This is a genomic window from Bacillus sp. BR3(2024), from assembly GCF_039134555.1.
Classification (GTDB): domain Bacteria; phylum Bacillota; class Bacilli; order Bacillales; family Bacillaceae_G; genus Bacillus_A; species Bacillus_A cereus.
In genome coordinates this window covers 4,288,289-4,313,295 of sequence record NZ_CP152433.1, presented here as the reverse complement: position 1 = coordinate 4,313,295, position 25,007 = coordinate 4,288,289, and the positions used below count along the sequence as shown (strand labels likewise).

Below are 25,007 nucleotides of genomic sequence, written 5' to 3'. Positions count from 1 at the left end.
GAGAGAGATTGATGAAAGCTTTAATCGTAAGCGATAGTCATAGCTCTGTGAAGGAATTACAGCAGTTAAAAGAGAAGTATGAAGGGAAAGTAGATATCATGATTCATTGCGGTGATTCAGAGCTAACGCCTGCTCATGAAGAGCTGCAAGGTTTCCATGTTGTAAAAGGAAATTGTGATTATGCTAACTTTCAAGATGAAATTGTAACTGATGTAGATGGAATTCGCTTCTTAGTTGTACATGGGCATCGACATAATGTAAAAATGACATTACAAACGCTAGCGTACCATGCTGAAGAAGTGGGAGCGCAAGTTGCATGCTTCGGACATTCTCACGTATTAGGTGCGGAATTAATCGAGGGCGTTTTATTTATTAATCCAGGCAGTATTTTATTACCACGTCAGCGTGTAGAAAAGACATTTGCTTTATTAGAAATGGATGAAAATCAAATGGAAGTTCGTTTTGAAACGTTAGACGGACAACTAGTTGAACAGGCAGTTTTTAAAAGAGGATAAGAAAATTTATCCTCTTTTAAAAAAGGTGTTGACTTTATGTGTGGTTATACATATAATAAATATTGTCGATAGGGCAACGGCGCTAACGAATAAAAGAAAATAACATATGCGGGTGTAGTTTAGTGGTAAAACAAGAGCCTTCCAAGCTCTGGTCGAGAGTTCGATTCTCTTCACCCGCTCCATGTCCCAGTAGCTCAGCCGGATAGAGCATACGCCTTCTAAGCGTACGGTCGGGAGTTCGAATCTCTCCTGGGACGCTAAAAAAACCTTGTTATCAAAAGATAACAAGGTTTTTTGTTTGTCTAAAATTTGATGTTTGGGTTATAAGTGTAGTTCATGCTTAATATTTGCGACCTTTCCTTTGATATTAAGCAGTTGCATATGTACTTTTTTTCTTAAATAAAAAGAGCGCCATTTATGCGCCCTATTCATCTTATTTAATTTAAAGAATTAATAGGTTTATGATGGAACTCAAATCCATATCCAGATTCTCTTAATTGTTTACTTGCAATATTATAAAATTCTTTACCATTCTAGTACGGTTGAGCAGCAGTTATCGGAACTTATCCCCGGCAGTGTGTTACAATTAATAGAAGCGGAAAATGAGAATCTCCAATTGACTGGACCTGTGATTGGTTAGATGGTTTAAGAAGGTCGTATAAAAAAGGGAGATGGCGCAAAGATGGCGAGATCAAATGAGAATGATTTAACGGAGAAATTGGCAGAAGGCCACCGAAAATATGGTGATGGCAATTTTACAGTACAGAACATCGGTGATGAAACTAACCCGAATTGGACTGTCGTAAAAAATGTGAGGAAGGGATCGGCAGGCATTCGCGAAGGAGAAGATATATTAAGACTGCGATCAAAATATATAAAATAGTACGGAAATGGGCGGAGCGGGAGTTCGAATCTCTCCTGGGACGCTAAGAAAACCTTGTTATCTCTTGATAACAAGGTTTTTTGTGTATTTGAAATTAGTTGTTAATAAACTTCTCAAATACAAAACCATAATCTTTCACATTATATTGTTTCTTCGTATCAACAAGCCAGTTAAAGGCAATCTCGTTCATTTCTTTAAATTGCTCTGCTAAATTTACTTGTGCGTTTGAAATGCGGCTAAAGGCATTAGATGCCATATCTAAACTTTTATGTGCATATTGTAATGTAATATCGTTGTCGTATGAAATTTCTTCGATTTTAAGTAAAGCCTTATATAAATCTTTTAATTCTTCAATATGTTTTTTATGAACATCAATTGAGTAATGTTCATCGCCCATTTGAAACTTAATTTCTACATCTAAATCAATCGTTCCTGCAGTTTCGAGTGCTACGTTTTTAATTTGATATTTACTATAACGAAAGCGGCGTAGTGTACGTTTTTTACTTGTTGCGCTTGTACCGTCTAAGTGAATTAACCCTTTGTTTGTGAAGCAATATTCATCTGATTTCGATTTAATTAGAAAGTAAATTTTCTCTCCATCTTCATGCATTACATAATCATCGGCATCGACCTTATCATAGTCTTTAGGTGTAATAACAGAACCTACATCGCTTAGTCCTAATACATCTGCGGCCATTTTTTTAAACATATATAATCCCCCTTGTAAATTAAATTCTTAATTGTATAAAAATATATTAACATGATTTTCATCCTTTGTTTTCTTGTAATACGAAAATATCTGAAGGTAAGTTAAGAAAAGTAATGAATAATTATTTTGATCCTAAATTATTTAGTAAATCTATTAGTTTAAGATTGGATTCTCCGAAAAATAACCAAGAGAAAAAAGTTAATTTTGCAAGTGATTATAGAGAAATTCCGTGAAAGCACCTCAAGCTATGTGAGGTGTTTTTCTATCCTCTTTTGAAATCTTACAATTCTGTAAGGTAACTGTAAGGTAGTTCGATGGTAACAAATTGCTAATCTTTTATAATGAAGATAACAACGATAAAACGAGGAGGCAGAAATGATGAAAGGATTAGTTGTAACGGGCTTAACGGTTGCTTTTGGATTTGTAGCATATGAGAAATTAACGTATGTAGTTGATGTTGTGAAACATTTGATTGCTTAGAGAAAACAGCCATGAGAGGGAAAGGGAATGAGTGAATGAATGGAATGGTTATTTGGAATTATAGGTACTTGTAGTGTAGTGTTATTGTTCTTTGTCCCAAGTGGTATACTTAGTTCGACAACAAGTTTGTTCTTCTTAAGTTTGTTTGCTTGTACGATGCTTATTATTATGTTTTTAATGAAGCGAAGTAAACCAATCTTCTATTTTAGCATGATTGTTATGGCAATTATTGTTCTCCAAATTATTACCCTTGTAATATACCCCACAATTATAAAAGCTTTCCATTAATGATGAATCCTCTGCGCTTGTTGCTGGGGATTTTTATTTGTACAATTTTAATTTTTAGTAGAGATTTATTCGTATTGGAATGTAAAAATTAAATATTTTTATATTTCAAACAAATAGTTTTGGGATGTTGTGTTCTCATTACGCATTTGATATATTTACTTTGAACATAATTAAAATCAAGAAAAAGAGGCGGACGTATGGATAAAAAAGAAAATACGGTCGTATTGTTTCCACAACTATCAGAGCGCTATATTGATGAAGGTTTTTTAGCGCTGAAAGAGCGGAAGTTCGAAGATGCATTGCGCTGCTTTGAAATATTACGTCAGTATAATGCGGAAACGGAACAAACGGAATTAGCTTCAGTTATTTGTTTACTCGAATTAAAACGTATGGAAGAAGCGAAAGACAAATGTGAACAGTTGCTTAAAACAGGAGTTGTCTTATTTGGTGATATTCTTGAAACGTACGTGACTATTTTAGTTCAAACAAATGATTATGAAGGTGTTATTGAAACTGTTGAAAAGGTTTTACAAACGAAAGATATAATGCCTGATCAAAAGGAAAAATTAGCGCAACTTGCTTTATTTGCAGAAGGTATGCTCAATGAGGGAGACGCATCGCTAGTCGATTCAAATTTTGAGTTGGATGAGTTTACTAATGAAATTTTTGGAGAAAACTTTGGACAGAAGCTAAGAGCGATTCAGCGACTTTCGTTAAAAGACTTAGATCTTGCATTACCTGTTTTAAAGAAATTTTTAATAGAAGAAGAGCAACACCCCTATTTGAAAACTTCTATTTTGTATAAAATGATAGAAAGTCAGGTAGAAGAGGAAATAGAGGTAGAAAAGTTTGGGAATACGATTAAGGTAATTCCAGCATTTACAGGTCATAATGAGGAGCAATCCAATAACATTATACATAAATTATCAAGTCGATTAGAGCAAAATTATCCCGATATATTTGAAGCAATGGTTACATATTGGAAAGAATTGCAAATTAGTGTTTTCCCATTTGCTCTATTAATGGATAAAGAAGAGATTTGGTCAGCTGTTTTAGAGAGAATTGGAAGAAAGCGTTTCGGATTGGCTATTGATGAAGAAGAGCTTATGGCAGCATACAATATCGAATTGGAAGAGTTTCATATTGCCTATCAATGGTTATTACGTGTTGAAAGAGAAGGATATTTGCCCGTATAATTATGAAAAAGAATCGTTCAGTTCTTGAAACGAGCATATTCTATGTTATAATGTAAGGGTTGCAAAAGGCAGAAAACTGCCTGTTTGTAAGAGAAGAGAAGTGTAATTCTCTTACTTAATATGTTTCATATTATTCTCGAACAAAATATACCGTAGTTGTCTTCTGGGCAATTAGTAGATTGGAACATTATATCTGAAAGCTTTTGCTAGAGGATTATTTGTGTATTTGTTATTTCAAAAAAGAGATAATGAAGATCTTAATCTATAGAGGTATGTGCATACATTATTATAGTTGGAGGGAAAGAATAAATGTCTACAAAATGGGAAAAATTAGAAGGTAACGTTGGCGTTTTAACAATCGAAGTTGATGCTAAAGAAGTAAACAACTCTATCGACGCTGCGTTCAAAAAAGTAGTAAAAACAATTAACGTACCAGGTTTCCGTAAAGGAAAAATGCCTCGTCCATTATTCGAACAACGCTTTGGTATTGAATCTTTATACCAAGATGCTTTAGATATCATTTTACCAAAAGCATACGGTGAAGCGATTGAAGAAGCTGGTATCTTCCCAGTTGATCATCCTGAAATCGACATCGAGAAGTTCGAAAAAAATGCTAACCTTATCTTCACTGCAAAAGTTACAGTGAAACCTGAAGTTAAATTAGGTGAGTACAAAGGTTTAGCAGTAGAAAAAGTTGAAACAACTGTAACTGACGAAGATGTAGAGAACGAATTAAAATCTTTACAAGAACGTCAAGCTGAACTAGTTGTTAAAGAAGAAGGAACTGTTGAAAACGGTGATACAGCTGTAATCGACTTCGAAGGTTTCGTTGATGGCGAAGCATTTGAAGGCGGAAAAGGCGAAAACTACTCTCTAGCAATCGGTTCTGGTACATTCATCCCAGGTTTCGAAGAGCAAGTAATCGGTCTTAAATCTGGTGAGTCTAAAGACGTTGAAGTATCATTCCCAGAAGAGTACCATGCTGCTGAATTAGCTGGCAAACCAGCAACATTCAAAGTAACAATTCACGAAATCAAAACAAAAGAACTTCCTGAGTTAAACGACGAGTTCGCTAAAGAAGCAGACGAAGCGGTTGCAACTCTTGATGAATTAAAAGCAAAACTTCGCACAAACTTAGAAGAAGGCAAAAAGCACGAAGCTGAGCACAAAGTACGTGACGAAGTAGTAGAATTAGCTGCTGCTAACGCTGAAATCGAAATTCCAGAAGCTATGATCAACACTGAGTTAGATCGTATGGTTCGTGAATTCGAGCAACGTTTAAGCCAACAAGGTATGAACCTTGAGCTTTACTACCAATTCACAGGTACTGATGCTGACAAATTAAAAGAGCAAATGAAAGAAGATGCACAAAAACGTGTAAGAATCAATCTTGTTCTTGAAGCTATCATTGAAGCTGAAAACATCGAAGTTACTGAAGAAGAAGTAACTGCAGAAGTTGAAAAAATGGCTGAAATGTACGGTATGCCAGTAGACGCTATCAAGCAAGCTCTTGGAAGCGTAGACGCTTTAGCTGAAGATCTTAAAGTGCGTAAAGCTGTAGACTTCTTAGTAGAAAACGCTGCATAATAAAATAACAAGGCACGATTAAAATCGTGCCTTGTTTTATAAATATAGAAATATATTTATAAAACTTTTCGATGGAGAAGGAAAAGTTCCTTTACAAGTCGAATATACATATTTCAAAAGTTTTAAAATTTTTTTATTTGTACATAACTAGTCATATTATTTGTATTTCTCGCCACGTAGTGACATAATATGTATTTACATACGATACATTTATCGTGTACATACGAAGGCAAGAGGTTAGCACTTTGTAAGGGGTGTGAAAATATGTTTAAATTTAATGATGAAAAAGGGCAATTAAAATGTTCTTTCTGTGGTAAAACACAAACGCAAGTTCGAAAGTTAGTGGCAGGTCCAGGTGTTTACATTTGTGATGAGTGTATCGAACTTTGTACTGAAATTGTACAAGAGGAGCTTGCGAAGGACGAAGAAGTAGAATTCAAAGATGTACCGAAACCGGTAGAAATTCGTGAAATCTTAGATGAGTATGTCATCGGGCAAGATAGCGCGAAAAAAGCACTAGCGGTAGCGGTATATAACCATTACAAACGCATTAATTCTAATAGCAAAATTGATGATGTAGAATTAGCGAAGAGTAATATCGCACTTATCGGGCCAACAGGTAGTGGTAAAACATTACTTGCACAAACGTTAGCGCGTATTTTAAATGTTCCATTTGCAATCGCGGACGCAACATCTTTAACAGAAGCTGGATATGTTGGGGAAGATGTAGAAAATATCTTACTAAAATTAATTCAAGCAGCTGATTATGATGTAGAGAAAGCGGAAAAAGGAATTATTTATATTGATGAGATTGATAAAGTGGCACGTAAGTCCGAAAATCCATCAATTACACGTGATGTATCTGGTGAAGGTGTGCAGCAGGCACTTCTGAAAATTTTAGAAGGTACTGTAGCAAGCGTTCCACCTCAAGGTGGTCGTAAGCATCCGCACCAAGAGTTTATTCAAATTGATACAACGAACATCTTATTCATTTGTGGTGGAGCGTTTGATGGCATTGAGCCGATTATTAAACGTCGCCTTGGTGAAAAAGTAATTGGATTTGGTTCTGAGAAGAAAAATGCTGATGTGAATGAGAAGCATGTTTTATCTCACGTATTACCAGAGGATCTTTTAAGATTTGGTTTAATTCCAGAGTTTATCGGTCGTCTTCCAGTTATTGCGAACCTAGAGCCACTTGATGAAGATGCTCTTGTTGATATTTTAACGAAACCGAAAAATGCACTTGTTAAGCAATTCCAAAAATTATTGGAGCTTGACGATGTTGAGTTAGAGTTTGAAGAAGGTGCACTAATCGAAATTGCGAAAAAAGCAATTGAACGTAAAACGGGTGCTCGTGGACTTCGTTCTATTATTGAAGGCTTAATGCTTGATGTAATGTTCGAACTTCCATCTCGTAAAGATATCGAGAAGTGTATTCTTACAAAAGAAACAGTAGCTGATAATGAGCCGCCAAAATTGGTGTTACAAGACGGTACTGTACTTGATACAAAAACATCTGCATAATGCGAAAGGGAAACAGCAATTTTTATAATTGCTGTTTTTCTTTATGTTTAGCTACGTTCCTCCGCGGAAATACTAAGAGATAAAATATTGCGGGAGGAAATAAATAATGAGCTGGACAAATATATTTTTAGTTGTTCAACTTGTTTTTGGTGTAATTGTCGGATTGTATTTCTGGCATTTACTTCGAAATCAACGAACACAAAAAGTTTCAATTGATCGAGAATCGAAAAAAGAATTAGAACAGCTTCGTAAAATGCGTGAGATTTCTTTAACAGAGCCGCTAGCAGAAAAGGTGCGTCCTACAACCTTTTTAGATATTGTAGGGCAAGAGGACGGAATTAAGTCGTTAAAAGCGGCTCTTTGTGGTCCGAATCCGCAACATGTAATCATATATGGCCCGCCAGGTGTTGGGAAAACAGCGGCAGCACGTCTTGTATTAGAAGAAGCGAAACGAAATCCTAAATCTCCATTTCGTACGAATGCAACATTTATTGAACTTGATGCGACAACAGCTCGGTTTGATGAACGTGGTATCGCAGACCCTTTAATAGGTTCGGTGCATGATCCGATTTATCAAGGTGCTGGGGCGATGGGGCAAGCAGGTATTCCGCAACCGAAAAAAGGTGCTGTAACAGATGCACATGGTGGTATTTTGTTTATTGATGAGATTGGCGAGCTCCATCCGATTCAAATGAACAAAATGTTAAAGGTGTTAGAAGATCGAAAAGTATTTTTAGAAAGTGCGTACTATAGTGAAGAAAATACGATGATCCCAACATATATACATGATATTTTCCAAAAAGGCTTACCGGCAGATTTTCGCTTAGTTGGAGCAACGACACGTTCGCCAGAGGAAATTCCTCCTGCTATTCGGTCACGTTGCTTAGAAGTATTTTTCCGTGAATTAGATACGGAAGAAATTCAAAAAGTAGCGAAAAATGCCGCGGAAAAAGTGGAAATGCAAATAGGTGAAAATGGTATTGAAATGATCGGGATGTATGCAAGGAATGGACGAGAAGCGATTAATCTCGTGCAAATCTCTGCTGGTATGGCGATAAATGAAGAACGTCCTTTCATTAAGGATGAAGATATAGAGTGGGTTGTTCACTCAAGTCAGCTTACACCGAAATATGAAAAGCGCATTTATCCGATTCCAAGGATTGGTCTTGTAAATGGTCTTGCTGTATACGGACCAAATACAGGTGCGTTATTAGAAATTGAAGTAACAGCAATCAAGGCGAAAGATAAAGGATCGGTAAATGTTACCGGAATTGTGGAAGAAGAAAGTATTGGTAGTCAAACGAAATCGATTCGTCGTAAAAGTATGGCGAAAGGCTCTGTTGATAATGTATTAACAGTACTTCGTTCTTTAGATGTGTTGCCAGAAGGATATGATATACATATTAATTTTCCAGGTGGTATCCCGATTGATGGCCCTTCTGCAGGAATCGCTATGGCAACAGGTGTATATTCTGCGGTGCACCGCACGTATGTAAATAATGAAGTAGCGATGACAGGGGAAATAAGTATACACGGAGAAGTAAAACCTATTGGTGGCGTGTACGCAAAAATAAAAGCTGCGAAAAAAGCGGGAGCTAAGAAAGTCATTATTCCTGCTGAAAATATGCAACCATTTTTGTATACGATCAAGGGAATTGAAATTATTCCTGTCCGTAAGTTAAAAGAAGTATTTGAGTTAACGTTTATGCAAGAAAATATGCATAGAGAGCTAGATGTACATACTAAGGTAGACGAAACTGATGCACAATCTATGTGAAAATAAACAATAATAAAATTTGCCAGACTTCGTTTAAGTTTGTATGCTTAATCGGAGTCTTTTTTCTTTTCGTGAGGTAGAAAAACAAGCTATTTACAATTGCGCGGAATCTCAGCAATTGCATCTAGGTGTATTGTAATATAAAATAGTTGAACAGGAGTTTAATTTATTATGGAGGTGCTATGTCTAGTATGAATACGAACGAAAGAATCGTGCCCCTCCTACCATTAAGAGGCGTTCTCGTATATCCAACGATGGTTTTGCATCTTGATGTAGGACGTGATAAATCGATACAAGCACTAGAGCAGGCGGCAATGGATGAAAATATCATCTTTTTAGCAATGCAAAAAGAAATGAATATCGATGATCCGAAAGAAGATGACATATATAGTGTAGGTACGGTGGCGAAAGTGAAGCAAATGTTAAAATTGCCGAACGGTACGCTTCGTGTCCTTGTGGAAGGTTTACATAGAGCAGAAGTAATAGAGTTTATCGAAGAAGAAAATGTAGTACAAGTGTCGATTAAAACGGTAACTGAAGAAGTAGAAGATGATTTAGAAGAGAAAGCTCTTATGCGTACGTTACTGGAGCATTTCGAACAATATATTAAAGTTTCGAAAAAAGTTTCAAATGAAACATTTGCAACGGTAGCTGATGTGGAAGAACCAGGGAGATTAGCTGATCTAATTGCTTCTCACTTGCCGATTAAAACGAAGCAGAAACAAGAGATTCTAGAGATTGTATCTGTAAAAGAACGATTACAAACACTTATTTCAATTATTCAAGATGAACAAGAGTTACTTAGCCTAGAAAAGAAAATTGGGCAAAAAGTGAAACGTTCCATGGAGCGCACGCAAAAAGAATATTTCTTACGTGAGCAAATGAAGGCGATTCAAACTGAACTTGGCGACAAAGAAGGCAAGGGCGGAGAAGTAGAAGAACTTCGTGAGAAAATTGAACAGTCAGGAATGCCGGAAGAAACAATGAAGGCTGCGCTGAAAGAATTAGATCGTTATGAAAAGTTACCAGCAAGTTCTGCGGAGAGTGGTGTTATTCGCAATTATATTGATTGGTTATTAGCGCTTCCGTGGACAGAGGCAACAGAAGATATAATTGATCTTGCTCATTCGGAAGAGATTTTAAATAACGATCATTACGGTCTTGAAAAAGTGAAAGAGCGTGTACTTGAATATTTAGCTGTACAGAAGTTAACGAATTCATTAAAAGGACCTATCCTTTGTTTAGTAGGCCCTCCTGGGGTCGGCAAAACTTCGTTAGCGCGTTCAATTGCAACATCATTGAATCGTAACTTCGTCCGTGTATCTCTTGGTGGTGTGCGTGATGAATCTGAAATTCGTGGTCACCGCCGTACATATGTTGGAGCAATGCCAGGACGCATTATTCAAGGTATGAAAAAGGCGAAAACAGTTAATCCAGTCTTCTTATTAGATGAGATTGATAAAATGTCTAACGATTTCCGTGGAGATCCATCAGCGGCATTACTTGAAGTATTAGATCCAGAACAAAACCATAACTTCAGTGATCATTACATTGAAGAACCATATGATCTATCAAAAGTTATGTTTGTAGCAACTGCTAATACACTTTCAAGTATTCCAGGTCCATTACTTGACCGTATGGAAATCATTTCGATTGCTGGCTATACAGAACTTGAAAAAGTACACATTGCTCGTGAGCATTTATTGCCGAAACAATTAAAAGAACATGGCTTACGAAAAGGTAATTTACAAGTGCGTGATGAAGCGCTGCTTGAGATTATTCGTTATTATACACGTGAGGCTGGTGTTCGTACGCTAGAGCGCCAAATTGCAAAAGTTTGCCGTAAAGTAGCGAAGATTATCGTTACAGCAGAACGTAAACGTATCGTTGTGACAGAGAAAAAGATTGTTGATTTACTTGGTAAACACATATTCCGTTATGGGCAAGCTGAAAAAACAGACCAAGTTGGTATGGCAACAGGTCTAGCTTACACAGCAGCAGGCGGCGATACACTTGCCATTGAAGTTTCTGTAGCGCCAGGAAAAGGGAAACTAATTTTAACAGGGAAACTTGGGGATGTTATGAAAGAATCAGCACAAGCTGCGTTTAGTTATATACGTTCTCGTGCAGAAGAGCTTCAGATCGATCCGAATTTCCATGAGAAAAATGATATTCATATTCACGTTCCAGAAGGAGCAGTTCCAAAAGACGGACCGTCAGCAGGTATTACGATGGCAACGGCACTTATTTCTGCGCTAACAGGTATTCCTGTAAGTAAAGAAGTCGGTATGACAGGTGAAATTACACTTCGTGGTCGTGTATTACCAATTGGTGGTTTAAAAGAAAAAACATTAAGTGCTCACCGCGCAGGCTTAACAAAAATTATTTTGCCAGCAGAAAACGAGAAAGATTTAGATGATATTCCAGAGAGCGTAAAAGAAAACCTTACGTTTGTGCTTGCATCTCATTTAGATGAAGTATTGGAGCACGCATTAGTAGGAGTGAAACAATGAAAGTAACAAAAGCAGATATTGTAATTAGTGCTGTTAAACCAGAACAATATCCAGACAGTGATTTACCAGAAATTGCATTAGCAGGTCGTTCAAATGTGGGGAAGTCTTCCTTTATTAATAAAATTTTAAATCGTAAAAAGTTAGTACGTATTTCTTCTAAACCAGGAAAAACGCAAACGCTGAACTTTTTCTTAATCAATGAGATGATGCACTTTGTTGACGTTCCAGGTTATGGATATGCGAAAGTATCTAAATCGGAGCGCGCTGCATGGGGGAAAATGATTGAAACGTACTTTACAACGCGTGAACAATTAGACGCAGCTGTATTAGTAGTTGATTTACGTCACCAACCAACAAGTGATGACGTGATGATGTATGATTTCTTAAAGCATTATGAAATCCCAACAATTATTATTGCGACGAAAGCCGATAAAATTCCGAAAGGGAAATGGCAAAAGCATTTAAAAGTTGTAAAAGAAACGCTTGCTGTTGAAATTGGCGATGAAATTGTTCTATTCTCTTCTGAAACAGGACTTGGAAAAGAAGAAGCGTGGAAAGCAATTCATAAATTTACAAAAACAAAAAACGCGTGACGAATGTCGCGCGTTTTTGTTTTGCTAAATTTTTTAGCGTACGTTTAATGTAACTTCAATATTTCCTCGTGTTGCTTTCGAGTAAGGACATACACCGTGAGCCGCTTCTACAAGTTCTTGTGCTTCGCTATGTGAAACGCCAGCCACATGTACATCAAGTACAGCAGATAGGCCGAAACCACCATCTGTATCTTTTCCGATAGAAACGTGAGCAGTTACTTCTGTACTTTCTACTTTCACACGTTTTGTACGAATGACAAGTTGTAATGCACTATCGAAACAAGCTGCATAACCAGCTGCAAATAGTTGTTCTGGATTTGTTGCTTCTCCGCCTGCACCACCTAGTGCTTTCGGCATTTTTACATCAAGATTTAATATGCCATCATCTGAAACTACTTTCCCATTTCTTCCACCTGTTGCTGTTACTGAAGCAGTATATAATTTATCCATATTTATTCCCCTTTTCCATCATTAATTGTTTTCATTGTGTCAATCAGTTTATTTAGTTGAATTAATAAAGAGCGATATTCTTGCTCTGTAATTCCTAAGTTTGTAGCCATCGTTGTCGGTAATGAACAAGCCTTTTCCTTTAAATCTTTGCCCTGTTCTGTTAATTCAATACAAACTTTTCGCTCGTCTTCTTTGGAACGAACACGTTTTACAAGTTTTAATGATTCCATACGTTTTAACATAGGTGTTAACGTACCAGAATCTAAAAATAGACGTTCTCCAATTTCTTTTACTGTTAGTCCATCTTGCTCCCATAGTACGAGTAAAGTAATGTACTGGGGATACGTAATACCCATTTCTTCTAAATAAGGTCGATAAAAACGAGTAACCTCTCTAGAGCAGGCGTAAATAGAAAAACAAAGTTGGTTATCTAGATGCAAAGAGTCTTCTGTCATAAATAACTCCCTTCTAATTAAGTTGTGCACAATTTAATTTTGTAAAACTAATATAACGAAAAAGAAATGCAATGTCAAATACATTGTATTGAGAAAGTCTTTGTTACATTTTGGAACAATCATACATATTTTCCTTCATGATGAAAGAAGATAGGGAAGATGATGTTATAATTTATATGGAATAGTTTCCATCACTTGATTATGAGGGCTTTTTTTGGTAACGTACAAATAGAGTTATTAATTTATAATCATTATAAAGTAGAAATTTTTTTATTAGTGTTACTGAATCTCCTTTATTACATACGGAGAATAATTAAAAAATAATCGGTTGTTCACACGATTGTCAGATTCATAAGAGGAAAGTTGTATTATGATAGTAGATAAAGTGATAAAACGGGTGAAGGGGGACATGCTGCGTGCATATTCTTGTTGTTAGTGTAAATTATCGAACAGCCCCTGTAGAATTTCGTGAGAAACTCACATTTCAGGCAGCAGAACTAGAGCGAGCGATGACTACATTACAAAATCAAAAGAGCGTGTTAGAGAATGTCATTGTGTCAACTTGTAATCGCACTGAGATTTATGCTGTTGTCGATCAATTACACACGGGACGGTATTATATTAAGAAGTTTTTAGCTGATTGGTTTCAGCTTGAAATAGAAGAAGTCGCGCCATATTTAACTATTTTTGAACAAGATGGCGCAATAGATCATTTATTCCGCGTAACGTGCGGTTTAGATTCAATGGTAGTCGGAGAAACGCAGATTTTAGGTCAAATAAAAGATAGCTTTTTAGAAGCGCAACAAGTTAAAGCAACAGGCACAATTTTTAATGAATTGTTTAAGCAAGTCATTACATTAGCAAAACGTGCCCACTCAGAAACAACAATCGGGGAAAGTGCAATGTCTGTTAGTTATGCTGCTGTTGAGCTTGGAAAGAAAATATTTGGCGAGTTAACAGATTGTCATGTGCTTATTCTTGGTGCTGGTAAAATGGGCGAACTTGCACTACAAAACTTATATGGAAGTGGTGCTCGTAAAGTAACAGTTATGAATAGGACGCTTTCGAAAGCAGAAGTAATGGCTGAGAAATATATGGGACATGCAAAATCGTTAAGCGAATTACAATGTGCATTATTAGAAGCAGATATTTTAATTAGTTCAACTGGTGCATCTGAGTATGTCATTACGAAAGAGATGATGACAAAGGTGGAGAAAATGCGCTCTGGTCGTCCATTATTTATGGTTGACATTGCAGTGCCGCGTGATATTGATCCAGCGATTGATGAGCTAGAAGGTTCTTTCTTGTATGATATTGATGATTTACAAGGAGTAGTGGAGGCAAACCGTGCTGAGCGTTTGAAAGAGGCAGAGAAAATTCAATTTATGATTGAAGAGGAAATTGTTCTGTTTAAAACGTGGTTAAGTACACTTGGTGTTGTTCCATTAATATCAGCTCTTCGTGATAAGGCACTTGCAATCCAAAGTGAAACGATGGCAAGCCTAGAGCGAAAAATACCAAACCTTAGTGATCGTGAGAAAAAAGTTATTAGTAAGCATACGAAAAGTATTATTAATCAATTATTAAAAGACCCAATTTTAGTAGCGAAAGAAATAGCTGCTGAAGAGGGAGCGAGCGAAAAATTAGCGTTATTTGCAAAGATTTTTGATTTAGAAACGGAAGAAGTAGAGAGTCGTGCGGAAGAAGTAGAACATAAAAGAGTGTGGACACCATCCGTTCCATCTTTATAATTTGGAAGGATGATCGGATGAGTTTTTTAAATAACAGTATTATTTATCATATTGCAATTATTTTATATGCTTGTAGCATTAGTTTATATTTTATAGATTATTTCCAAAGTAACCGAAAGGCGAACCGATTTGCTTTTTGGTTACTTGCGATTGTATGGGTCCTGCAGTCTATTTTTATGTTGCTTAGAGCTACAGATTCAGAAACGAATCCTATTTTAACTTTATTATCAGGGATTTATTTTTATGTTTGGTTATTGATTACGATGTCGTTAGTTATTAATCGATTTATGAGAATTGACTTTTTAGTCTTTTTTACAAATGTTGTAGCATTTGGCGTAAGCGCTTTTTCTATTTTTACACCGCTCGGAAAGATGTCGCCAGTACTTGCGGAACAATTAGTTTCAGAACTTGTATACGTGCATGTCGGTATGGCAATTATTTCTTACGCAACGTTTACTGTATCGTTCATTTTTTCTATTATGTATTTATTGCAATATCGCCTATTAAAAAAGAAAAAATGGAATGCGAGATTAAGAAGGTTAGGGAATTTACCGAAGCTAGAATCTATGTCTTACGGATTAAATTTATTTTCTGTTCCATTTTTCTTACTAGCAATTTTATTAGGATGTATATGGGGATATACAAAATTGGATAATTTCCATTGGTATGATACGAAAGTAATCGGATCTTTTGTCGTTCTATTTGTGTATTGCACAGGTTTATATTTACGAGCGGCAGATGTGTTGCAAGGTAAGAAAATTGTACAGTGGAATATCGGATCGTTTCTCGTAATGCTAGTAAACATTTTTCTATTAAGCAGTTTGTCCAATTTCCACTTTTGGTATTTATAATGAGGAGAGAGAATTATGCGCAAAATTATTGTAGGGTCACGAAAGAGTAAACTAGCATTAACGCAAACAAACTGGTTTATTGATCAGTTAAAAGCCCTAGGTCTACCATATGAATTTGAAGTGAAAGAAATTGTCACAAAAGGTGATGTTATTTTAGATGTTACTCTTTCAAAAGTAGGCGGAAAAGGCTTGTTCGTTAAAGAAATTGAGCATGCGTTACTTACGAAAGAAATCGATATGGCTGTACATAGTATGAAAGATATGCCAGCCGTACTTCCAGAAGGTTTAATGATTGGCTGTACACCAAAGCGTGTTGACCCTCGTGATGCTTTTATCTCAAAAAATGGAGCATCGTTTAAAGAGTTAGCGGAAGGTGCTATTTTAGGTACGAGTAGTTTAAGACGTAGTGCACAGCTACTCGCTGCGAGACCAGATTTACAAGTGAAGTGGATTCGCGGGAATATCGATACACGTTTACGTAAATTAAAAGAAGAAGATTACGATGCGATTATTTTAGCGACAGCTGGATTACAAAGAATGGGCTGGGATAATGATGTTATTACAGAACATTTAGATGATACGTTATGTGTACCTGCTGTAGGACAAGGTGCATTAGCGATTGAGTGTCGTGAGGATGATAAGGATTTATTGCAGTTGTTAGCGCATATTAATGATACGATAACAGAAAGAACAGTGGCAGCGGAGCGAGTATTTCTTCATAAACTTGAAGGTGGATGCCAAGTTCCAATTGCTGGATATGCAACCCTTACAGAAAACGATGCAATCGAATTAACAGCTCTTGTCGGCTCTATGGATGGCTCTGTTTTATTAAAAGAGACAGTAGTGGGTACTAATCCTGAGGAAGTAGGGTTAGAGGCCGCGGACCGTTTAATTAAACAAGGCGCCAAAGAACTCATTCTTGCTGCAAATAAGGAGCAACAATAAATATGAACGCTCTCGCTGGAAAAACGGTATTGATTACACGTGCCCAGCATCAAGCGAAACAAATGAGTGTAGCAGTGAAAGAAAAGAGCGGAATTCCATTGGAAATTCCGCTTTTGCGTATGGAAGGTATGTCTCATAGGCAAATTCAACATATTGAAGAGCAGCTACATTCATACGACTGGGTTATTTTTACGAGCAGAAATGGTGTAGCTTTTTTTCTAGATAGTTTAAAAAAGAAACTACCGCTAACCATTAGAATCGCTGCGGTAGGTGTGAAAACAAAATTAGAGTTAGAAAAAAGGGGCTATCAAGTTCATTTTGTTCCGACTTCATTTGTTGCAGAAGCATTTGCAGAAGAGTTTCTAAAAGAATTAAGTGGAAACGAACGTATTTTATTTCCGAAAGGGAATTTAGCAAGAGAGGTAATTCCGGTTGCACTTCGGGAAATTGGTGTTTCTCTAGATGAGCTAATCGTATACGGTACGAAAGTGAATATAGAAAAAAAGCAAGAACTTATAGCAGCATTGAAGTTAGGGAAAGTAGACATTATTACATTTACGAGCCCTTCAACTGTTACTAGTTTTGTTCGTTTACTTGAGGGTACAAACTGGAGAGAATGGACAAAAAAATGTACAATTGCTTGTATAGGACCTATTACGGAAAAAGAGGCAAGTCTTTATTTTCCGTCTGTTATTGTGCCGAAAGAGTACACTGTAGAAGCATTACTACAATATGTTTGTGAATCTATAAAATGAAAGAATGGGGATAGAAATCTATGAACTCTTTACAATTTAATCGTCATCGTCGTTTAAGACAAAGCGGGGGCATGCGTGCACTTGTGCGTGAAACGTTTTTACATACGGAAGATTTTATTTACCCTATTTTTGTATTAGAAGGTGAAAATGTTCGTAATGAAGTTCCTTCTATGCCGGGCGTATATCAAATGTCTTTAGATTTATTGCAAGCTGAAATGCAAGAAGTTGTTGATTTAGGTATTCGTTCTGTTATTGTATTTGGTTTACCTGCTGAAAAGGATGAAGTTGGATCATCAGCATATTGTGATCATGGAATTGTACAACGTGCTATTCAGCAAATTAAAGGTGATTTCCCTGAGCTAGTAGTAGTTGCAGATACATGTTTATGTCAATTTACAAGCCATGGTCATTGCGGTGTAATTGAAGATGGGATTATTTTAAATGACGAGTCTCTTGCAGTTCTTGCGAAAACAGCTGTAAGTCAAGCGAAAGCAGGAGCGGATATTATTGCGCCATCAAACATGATGGACGGCTTCGTAACAGCAATTCGTCATGCATTAGACGAAAATGGTTTTGGACACGTGCCAGTTATGTCGTACGCTGTGAAATATTCATCAGCATTTTATGGACCATTCCGTGATGCTGCGCACGGTGCACCGCAATTTGGTGACCGTAAAACATATCAAATGGATCCGGCAAACCGTATGGAAGCATTCCGTGAAGCAGAATCAGATGTAATGGAAGGTGCAGATTTCTTAATCGTAAAACCAACTCTTTCTTACTTAGATATCGTTCGTGATGTGAAAAATAACTTTAATTTACCAGTTGTCGCTTATAATGTAAGTGGTGAATATTCGATGATTAAAGCGGCAGCGCAAAATGGTTGGATTAATGAAAAAGAAGTTGTTCTTGAAAAATTAATTAGTATGAAACGTGCAGGGGCAGATTTAATTATTACGTATCATGCAAAAGATGCAGCAAGATGGTTACAAGAAGGAGGCGCTAAATAATGAAAAAGTTTGATAAGTCAATTGCAGCGTTTGAAGAGGCGCAAGACTTAATGCCTGGTGGCGTAAATAGCCCGGTTCGTGCCTTTAAGTCTGTTGGGATGAATCCGTTGTTTATGGAGCGTGGAAAAGGCTCTAAAGTATATGATATCGATGGGAATGAATACATCGACTACGTATTATCATGGGGTCCTTTAATTCATGGTCATGCAAATGATCGTGTTGTAGAAGCGTTAAAATCTGTTGCTGAAAGAGGTACAAGCTTCGGTGCACCAACAGAAATTGAAAATAAATTAGCAAAACTTGTTATTGAGCGCGTGCCATCAATTGAGATTGTGCGTATGGTTAACTCTGGAACGGAAGCAACAATGAGTGCACTACGTTTAGCTCGTGGTTATACAGGTCGTAATAAAATCTTGAAATTTATTGGTTGTTACCACGGTCATGGTGATTCGTTATTAATTAAAGCTGGTTCTGGTGTGGCGACTTTAGGTTTACCAGATAGTCCTGGTGTACCAGAAGGTGTAGCGAAAAATACGATTACAGTAGCTTATAACGATTTAGAAAGCGTAAAATACGCGTTTGAACAATTCGGTGATGATATTGCTTGTGTAATTGTAGAACCAGTAGCAGGAAATATGGGGGTTGTTCCTCCGCAGCCTGGATTTTTAGAAGGTCTTCGTGAAGTAACAGAACAAAACGGTGCATTGCTTATTTTTGATGAAGTAATGACAGGGTTCCGAGTAGCTTATAATTGTGGCCAAGGTTATTATGGCGTAACGCCTGATTTAACATGCCTAGGTAAAGTAATCGGTGGTGGTTTACCGGTAGGAGCATACGGTGGTAAAGCGGAAATTATGCGCCAAGTTGCGCCAAGCGGACCGATTTACCAAGCTGGTACTTTATCAGGTAATCCACTTGCAATGGCGGCAGGTTATGAAACGTTAGTACAGTTAACGCCAGAATCATATGTAGAATTTGAGCGTAAAGCTGAAATGTTAGAAGCTGGATTACGTAAAGCAGCTGAAAAACATGGCATTCCGCATCATATTAACCGTGCAGGCTCTATGATTGGTATTTTCTTTACGGATGAACCCGTTATTAATTACGATGCAGCAAAATCTTCAAACTTAGAATTCTTTGCGGCTTACTATCGTGAAATGGTAGAACAAGGTGTATTCTTACCACCATCTCAATTCGAAGGTTTATTCTTATCGACAGCACATAGTGATGCAGATATTGAAGCGACGATTGCAGCAGCTGAAATTGCAATGTCAAAATTAAAAGCGTAGTGTATTAGAGAAAATCGCTCTCCATAAGGGGAGCGATTTTTTTTATTCATAAAGTAAGCTTCCCACACATAAATCTGTAATGACATATAGTTTGGGAGGGGGAAAAGAAGTGGCTACAGATCATTCATTACGATTTTCATTAAAAGAATCTGTGTGGTTCCAAAAAGGACAGGAAGTCGAAGAACTTTTGTCAATTTCGTTAGATCCAGACGTTGAGATAGAAGAGCTTGATCATGAAGTAATCGTGAGAGGACAATTAGATTTAACGGGAGAGTATGTTGCACGAAAAGATGATTCCGCGTATTCATTAAGAGAACTATCGCCAGCAAAGTCAATTGATTATGTAGAAACAAGAGAAGATGGGGTTAATGAACTTGTTCATTCCTTTCCACTTGAAATATCAATTCCGAGAAATCGAGTGAAAGTAATTGAAGAGCTATATGTATCAATCGAGGAATTTGATTATGAATTAAAGGAAAATGGTTGCTTACAATTATTAGCGGATATATCTATTACCGGTTTGTGTGATGAAGAGAGAAGCGAGGATGAAGTTGAAGAGGAAGAAACGGTGTATGCTGAGTTAGAAGAAGATTCAGCGCAAGAGGATGAAAATAGACCGGCGCCGCATGTAGAAGAACCAGCATATAAGGAATCAGATGAGTGGGAAGATTACGCATTTGAACCGTTCCAATTAGAGGAAAGAAAAGAGCAGGAATTAGAAGAAGAGAAAATAGAAGAACATGAATTTGTGGAACGTGAAGAGGAGCAAGAAACAACGCCGCAATTTGAACTGTTCGGACGAAAAGATTTCAAGAAAGAAAAAGCGAAAAAGCAGGAAGAACAAGAAGAAGAGTACTCACAGCGAGATGAAAATGCGCTTTATTTAACAAAACTATTTACGAAAGAACCGGAAGAAGAATTTACAAAGTTAAGAATGTATTTCGTGCAAGAAGGGGATACAATTGAATCTATTGCAGACCGTTATGAAACGTCTGTACAAAATTTATACCGTGTCAATCAAACAGAAGATATATTTTTAAATACGGGGCAAATTATTTATATTCCCGTTTCAAGGGTAAAGGCGAAATAAGGAAGTGAGTGTTTTCACTCACTTCCTTTCTTAGAGGCTATGTTTTGAATAGAAAGGGTTATTCGTATGGATATTGAGTTGCGAAATCACTATGAACCTATCGTGAGGCAATATAGATTGGATACGCAGCATATGGAAGAGCACGGAAATGTAATGAAAATTTATACGAATCAAGGTCCATATGCACTCAAGAAAATAGAAGGCAGAAAGTTAGAGCGGAATAACTTTCTGCATCATATTCAATATTTGAAGGAGAAAGGTTTTTCAAATTATGTACCTATATATCATGCGACGGATGGAAGTTATATTTTAAGTGACGGGACGTATAATTATTATTTAATGCCTTGGTTAGAACGTGCAGAAGGAAACGGTGAGGACAATGATCAATACCATAAAATGTTTCAGACACTTGGAACGTTGCATCAAAAAACTGTGAAGGAAGAAACGTATACGGAAGAAGATTTAGAAAAACATTATACAAGTATATCCGATCGTTGGGAAAATGATGGTGAGATGTTAGAAGAGTTTCTCGTAGAATCTGAATCAAAATGGTATATGTCCCCGTTTGAATTGCAATATTGTACGTACTATCATCATGTAATGAGAGCGCGTGAATTTGCAACGAAGCAATTAAATGAGTGGAACGATGCGATGAAAGAAAAGGAGAAAACGCGTATTACTTTTGTGCATGGTAATGTGTCACTGAATCATTTTTTATTTGACTATGAACGGAATGGCTATTTTATTAGTTTAGAAAAATCGAAGTTTGCAACGCCTGTGCAAGATATAGTAGGTTTTTATTCACGGTCTTTAAACACATATCCAATCGCAAGAAGTGATCGGTTTGAATGGTTTCAAATGTATCAAAAAAATTTCCCTTTTACGAAAGAAGAGCAACTACTTATGTTTGCGTATATGACGTATCCATCGCAATTTATTCGGCAAATCCAGTCTTATAAGAAAAGAAGAGATAATCATAACGAGGAAAATGAACTGCGCGGAGTAAAGAGTTTGCAACAATCGCATTGGCTCGTTAGCAATATAGAATATTTCCTGTCACAATTACAAGCTGCCCAGCAAGGGAACGGATAAAGTAAACATTCCCCGCTGATGATTAGCCTTCACTAATTGGGCGTTTACGGGCACCAGGGCTCCCATCTAACTTCTTTGCTTCAGCTGAGTTTTGAGGTGGAGGTCTTACTGCCCACAAATAGCGGGGTAAAGAAGATAAGTAGAGGATTCTACTTATCTTCTTTTTGGCACCAAAAGCTGTAGTTTTAAATTTATCTTGACGAATAAGGTTTCGTTTTTTACACTATTGTATATAATAATTAACAATCATATAAATGCCTTGAAGGGGAAGAGTATAACATGAAACGTCTTCAGAGAGGAGAATCATTAGCTGGGAGATTCTCTAGATAGTTATGTTAGAAGGTAGCCCTGGAGCATCTTTTCTGAACGGAATAGTTCTTATTAGGAAAAGACGGATTTGTCCGTTATCAAATTAAGAGTATAAGCAAATTATGAATTTGTTTGTAAATAAAGGTGGTACCGCGATGTCCCTCGTCCTTTTTGGATGAGGGACATTTTTTATTTTAAGGAGGGAAAATAATGTCAAACACGGAAAAGAATTTACCAACTAAATATGATCATATGTCCGTTGAAGAAGGCCTTTATCAATGGTGGCTTGAAGGCAAATATTTTGAAGCAACAGGAGACGAGAAGAAACAACCGTATACAATTGTAATTCCACCTCCGAACGTAACTGGTAAGTTACACTTAGGTCATGCTTGGGATACAACTCTTCAAGATATTTTAACTCGTACGAAGCGTATGCAAGGATACGATGTACTATGGCTTCCAGGAATGGACCATGCTGGTATCGCAACACAAGCGAAAGTAGAAGGAAAACTTCGTGAAGAAGGTATTTCACGTTACGATCTTGGCCGTGAAAAATTCCTTGAAAAAGCTTGGGAGTGGAAAGAAGAGTACGCTTCTCACATTCGTCAACAATGGGGGAAAGTTGGTTTAGGACTAGACTATTCTCGTGAACGCTTCACATTAGACAAAGGTTTATCAGATGCGGTTAATAAAGTATTCGTTCAATTATACGAAAAAGGCTTAATTTACCGTGGTGAATATATCATCAACTGGGATCCAGCAACACGTACAGCTCTTTCTGATATTGAAGTAATTCATAAAGAAGTTCAAGGTGCATTCTACCATATGAACTATCCGTTAACAGATGGTTCTGGTCACATTCGTCTTGCTACTACTCGTCCAGAAACGATGCTTGGTGATACAGCAGTAGCAGTTCATCCAGAAGACGATCGTTACAAACATTTAATCGGAAAAACAGTTACACTTCCAATCGTAGGCCGTGAGATTCCGATTATTGCTGATGAGTACGTAGAAAAAGATTTCGGAACGGGCGTTGTAAAAATTACACCAGCTCATGACCCGAATGACTTTGAAGTAGGTAACCGTCATGACTTACCACGCATCTTAGTAATGAACGAAGATGGATCGATGAACGAAAAAGCTGGTAAGTATAACGGTATGGATCGTTTCGAATGCCGTAAAGAATTAGTAAAAGACTTACAAGAAGCTGGCGTATTAGTAGAAATCGAGCCACATATGCATTCAGTAGGTCATAGTGAGCGTAGCGGTGCGGTTGTTGAGCCTTATTTATCAACACAGTGGTTCGTAAAAATGGCTCCACTTGCTGAAAAAGCAGTAGCGCTTCAACAAAAAGAAGAAGAAAAAGTAACGTTCGTACCAGAGCGTTTTGAAAACACATATTTACGTTGGATGGAAAATATTCATGACTGGTGTATTTCTCGTCAATTATGGTGGGGACACCGTATTCCAGCTTGGTACCATAAAGAAACTGGTGAAGTATACGTAGGTACAGAAGCACCAGCAGATATTGAAAACTGGAATCAAGATAACGATGTACTTGATACATGGTTCAGTTCAGCATTATGGCCATTCTCCACACTTGGTTGGCCAAATGAAGATTCAGCAGACTTCAAACGTTACTATTCAACAGATGCACTAGTAACGGGTTATGATATCATCTTCTTCTGGGTATCTCGTATGATTTTCCAAGGTTTAGAGTTTACAGGCGAGCGTCCATTTAAAGATGTATTAATTCACGGTTTAGTTCGTGACGAGCAAGGTCGTAAAATGAGTAAATCTCTTGGTAACGGTATTGATCCAATGGATGTTATCGAGAAGTACGGTGCAGATGCAATGCGTTTCTTCTTATCAACAGGAAGTGCACCAGGTCAAGATTTACGTTTCAGCATGGAAAAAGTAGAATCTACTTGGAACTTCATTAATAAAATTTGGAACGCATCACGTTTCGTATTAATGAACATGGATGATATGAAGTATGAAGAAATCGATTTAACTGGTGAAAAATCAGTTGCGGATAAGTGGATCTTAACTCGCTTAAACGAAACAATCGAAAGCGTAACACGTAACATGGATAAATATGAGTTCGGTGAAGCTGGTCGTTCATTATACAACTTCATTTGGGACGATTTCTGTGATTGGTATATTGAAATGGCGAAACTTCCACTATACGGTGAAGATGAAGCAGCTAAGAAAACAACTCGTTCTATTTTAGCTTACGTATTAGATCAAACAATGCGTCTATTACACCCATTCATGCCATTCGTAACAGAGAAAATTTGGCAACATTTACCGCATGAAGGCGAGTCTATTACAGTAGCTGCGTGGCCAACAGTTCGCGAAGATTTACAAGATACGGAGGCTGCGGCAGAAATGCACCTTCTAGTTGATATCATTCGCTCTGTTCGTAACATCCGTGCAGAAGTAAATACGCCAATGAGCAAAAAAGTTCAAATGCAAATTAAAGCAAAAGATGAGGCTGTACTTGTTCAACTTACGAAAAATAGCTCTTACATTGAGCGTTTCTGTAACCCAAGCGAATTAACAATTCAAACGGACTTACAAGCGCCAGAAAAAGCAATGACTGCAATCGTATCAGGTGCAGAGTTATTCTTACCGTTAGCTGATCTTATCAATCTTGATGAAGAGAGAGCTCGTCTTGAGAAAGAACTTGAGAAGTTCGATAAAGAAGTAGAACGTGTACAGAAGAAACTTTCTAACCAAGGTTTCGTAGCGAAAGCTCCTGCAGCGGTTATTGAAGGAGAGCGTGCGAAAGAGCAAGATTACCTAGAAAAACGCGAAGCAGTTCGTCAACGTCTAGCAGATCTTGAAAAGTAAAAATGTTTTTAGAGACTCACTATATTGGTGAGTCTCTTTTCTTTGCGTATAATAGAACTATGAAAGTTGTCTTTTGAAAGGGGAAAAAT

Annotated in this window: 21 protein-coding genes, 2 tRNA genes and 1 other annotated feature; of the genes, 20 read left to right on the top strand and 3 right to left on the bottom strand. The window is 37.1% G+C overall.

The features are described from left to right. The first annotated feature begins 11 nt into the window (after window positions 1–11). From V7S45_RS22200 to V7S45_RS22185, 4 genes are all read left to right on the top strand, one after another. On the top strand, window positions 12–515 hold the full coding sequence (locus V7S45_RS22200; protein ID WP_000645488.1) for a metallophosphoesterase: 504 nt from the start codon (window positions 12–14) through the stop codon (window positions 513–515). 108 nt (window positions 516–623) lie between these two features. Beyond that, window positions 624–697, top strand: a tRNA-Gly gene (locus V7S45_RS22195). Window position 698: 1 nt separating this feature from the next. Continuing rightward, window positions 699–772, top strand: a tRNA-Arg gene (locus V7S45_RS22190). 425 nt (window positions 773–1,197) lie between these two features. Further along, the gene (locus tag V7S45_RS22185) at window positions 1,198–1,398 is read left to right on the top strand and encodes a hypothetical protein (RefSeq protein ID WP_000124460.1); all 201 of its coding nucleotides are present in this window, start codon (window positions 1,198–1,200) and stop codon (window positions 1,396–1,398) included. Between the two features lie 94 nt (window positions 1,399–1,492). On the opposite strand, the gene V7S45_RS22180 is transcribed toward V7S45_RS22185, so the two are convergent. Further along, a complete protein-coding gene (locus tag V7S45_RS22180; RefSeq protein ID WP_000473863.1) occupies window positions 1,493–2,107 on the bottom strand; it encodes a PH domain-containing protein in 615 nt (204 codons plus the stop codon). Window positions 2,108–2,626: 519 nt separating this feature from the next. On the opposite strand from V7S45_RS22180, the gene V7S45_RS22175 reads away from it, so the two are divergent. From V7S45_RS22175 to ysxC, 7 genes are all read left to right on the top strand, one after another. Next, window positions 2,627–2,875, top strand: a complete 249-nt coding sequence (locus V7S45_RS22175) for a hypothetical protein (RefSeq protein ID WP_001983650.1) — start codon at window positions 2,627–2,629, stop codon at window positions 2,873–2,875. Window positions 2,876–3,072: 197 nt separating this feature from the next. Beyond that, the gene (locus V7S45_RS22170) at window positions 3,073–4,071 is read left to right on the top strand and encodes a hypothetical protein (protein WP_000358277.1); all 999 of its coding nucleotides are present in this window, start codon (window positions 3,073–3,075) and stop codon (window positions 4,069–4,071) included. 309 nt (window positions 4,072–4,380) lie between these two features. Next, on the top strand, window positions 4,381–5,658 hold the full coding sequence (gene tig, locus V7S45_RS22165; RefSeq protein ID WP_000105215.1) for a trigger factor: 1,278 nt from the start codon (window positions 4,381–4,383) through the stop codon (window positions 5,656–5,658). Between the two features lie 264 nt (window positions 5,659–5,922). Beyond that, a complete protein-coding gene (gene clpX, locus V7S45_RS22160; protein WP_000472289.1) occupies window positions 5,923–7,182 on the top strand; it encodes an ATP-dependent protease ATP-binding subunit ClpX in 1,260 nt (419 codons plus the stop codon). 106 nt (window positions 7,183–7,288) lie between these two features. Beyond that, window positions 7,289–8,959, top strand: coding sequence for an ATP-dependent protease LonB (gene lonB, locus V7S45_RS22155; protein WP_157797755.1), 1,671 nt, complete (start codon window positions 7,289–7,291; stop codon window positions 8,957–8,959). Window positions 8,960–9,141: 182 nt separating this feature from the next. Further along, window positions 9,142–11,472, top strand: a complete 2,331-nt coding sequence (lon, locus tag V7S45_RS22150; RefSeq protein WP_000097289.1) for an endopeptidase La — start codon at window positions 9,142–9,144, stop codon at window positions 11,470–11,472. Beyond that, a complete protein-coding gene (ysxC, locus tag V7S45_RS22145) occupies window positions 11,469–12,065 on the top strand; it encodes a ribosome biogenesis GTP-binding protein YsxC (RefSeq protein WP_000869116.1) in 597 nt (198 codons plus the stop codon). Before lon ends, ysxC begins: the two co-directional genes overlap by 4 nt. Window positions 12,066–12,098: 33 nt before the next feature. Here the strand turns inward: ysxC and V7S45_RS22140 are convergent, their stop codons facing one another. Then, window positions 12,099–12,515, bottom strand: coding sequence for an organic hydroperoxide resistance protein (locus V7S45_RS22140; protein WP_000359781.1), 417 nt, complete (start codon window positions 12,513–12,515; stop codon window positions 12,099–12,101). A gap of 2 nt (window positions 12,516–12,517) precedes the next feature. Beyond that, the gene (locus tag V7S45_RS22135) at window positions 12,518–12,970 is read right to left on the bottom strand and encodes a MarR family transcriptional regulator (RefSeq protein ID WP_000133916.1); all 453 of its coding nucleotides are present in this window, start codon (window positions 12,968–12,970) and stop codon (window positions 12,518–12,520) included. A 416-nt stretch (window positions 12,971–13,386) separates the two neighbouring features. On the opposite strand from V7S45_RS22135, the gene hemA reads away from it, so the two are divergent. The 9 genes from hemA to V7S45_RS22090 all read left to right on the top strand — a co-directional run bounded on the left by hemA (window position 13,387) and on the right by V7S45_RS22090 (window position 24,918). After that, complete coding sequence (gene hemA / locus V7S45_RS22130; RefSeq protein ID WP_342761490.1) at window positions 13,387–14,721, top strand: glutamyl-tRNA reductase; 1,335 nt, start codon at window positions 13,387–13,389, stop codon at window positions 14,719–14,721. A 17-nt stretch (window positions 14,722–14,738) separates the two neighbouring features. Then, window positions 14,739–15,572: a cytochrome c biogenesis protein CcsA gene (gene ccsA / locus V7S45_RS22125; protein WP_000008991.1), complete on the top strand. Its 834-nt coding sequence runs from the start codon at window positions 14,739–14,741 to the stop codon at window positions 15,570–15,572. Between the two features lie 15 nt (window positions 15,573–15,587). Beyond that, window positions 15,588–16,517, top strand: coding sequence for a hydroxymethylbilane synthase (hemC, locus tag V7S45_RS22120; RefSeq protein ID WP_001226407.1), 930 nt, complete (start codon window positions 15,588–15,590; stop codon window positions 16,515–16,517). Between the two features lie 2 nt (window positions 16,518–16,519). Continuing rightward, window positions 16,520–17,272: a uroporphyrinogen-III synthase gene (gene hemD, locus V7S45_RS22115; protein WP_000992353.1), complete on the top strand. Its 753-nt coding sequence runs from the start codon at window positions 16,520–16,522 to the stop codon at window positions 17,270–17,272. A 20-nt stretch (window positions 17,273–17,292) separates the two neighbouring features. Next, window positions 17,293–18,282, top strand: coding sequence for a porphobilinogen synthase (gene hemB, locus V7S45_RS22110; protein WP_088345820.1), 990 nt, complete (start codon window positions 17,293–17,295; stop codon window positions 18,280–18,282). Then, a complete protein-coding gene (gene hemL, locus V7S45_RS22105; protein WP_000712943.1) occupies window positions 18,282–19,571 on the top strand; it encodes a glutamate-1-semialdehyde 2,1-aminomutase in 1,290 nt (429 codons plus the stop codon). The genes hemB and hemL overlap by 1 nt, the downstream gene beginning before the upstream one ends. A gap of 79 nt (window positions 19,572–19,650) precedes the next feature. Then, window positions 19,651–20,661 carry a stage VI sporulation protein D gene (gene spoVID, locus V7S45_RS22100; protein WP_002024850.1) on the top strand — a complete coding sequence of 337 codons (1,011 nt, stop codon included), beginning with the start codon at window positions 19,651–19,653 and terminating at the stop codon, window positions 20,659–20,661. A 66-nt stretch (window positions 20,662–20,727) separates the two neighbouring features. Next, window positions 20,728–21,753, top strand: a complete 1,026-nt coding sequence (gene ysxE / locus V7S45_RS22095) for a spore coat protein YsxE (protein WP_088345821.1) — start codon at window positions 20,728–20,730, stop codon at window positions 21,751–21,753. Window positions 21,754–22,003: 250 nt separating this feature from the next. After that, window positions 22,004–22,235, top strand: a binding site (T-box leader). Between the two features lie 37 nt (window positions 22,236–22,272). Continuing rightward, a complete protein-coding gene (locus V7S45_RS22090) occupies window positions 22,273–24,918 on the top strand; it encodes a valine--tRNA ligase (protein WP_088345823.1) in 2,646 nt (881 codons plus the stop codon). Window positions 24,919–25,007 lie beyond the last annotated feature (89 nt).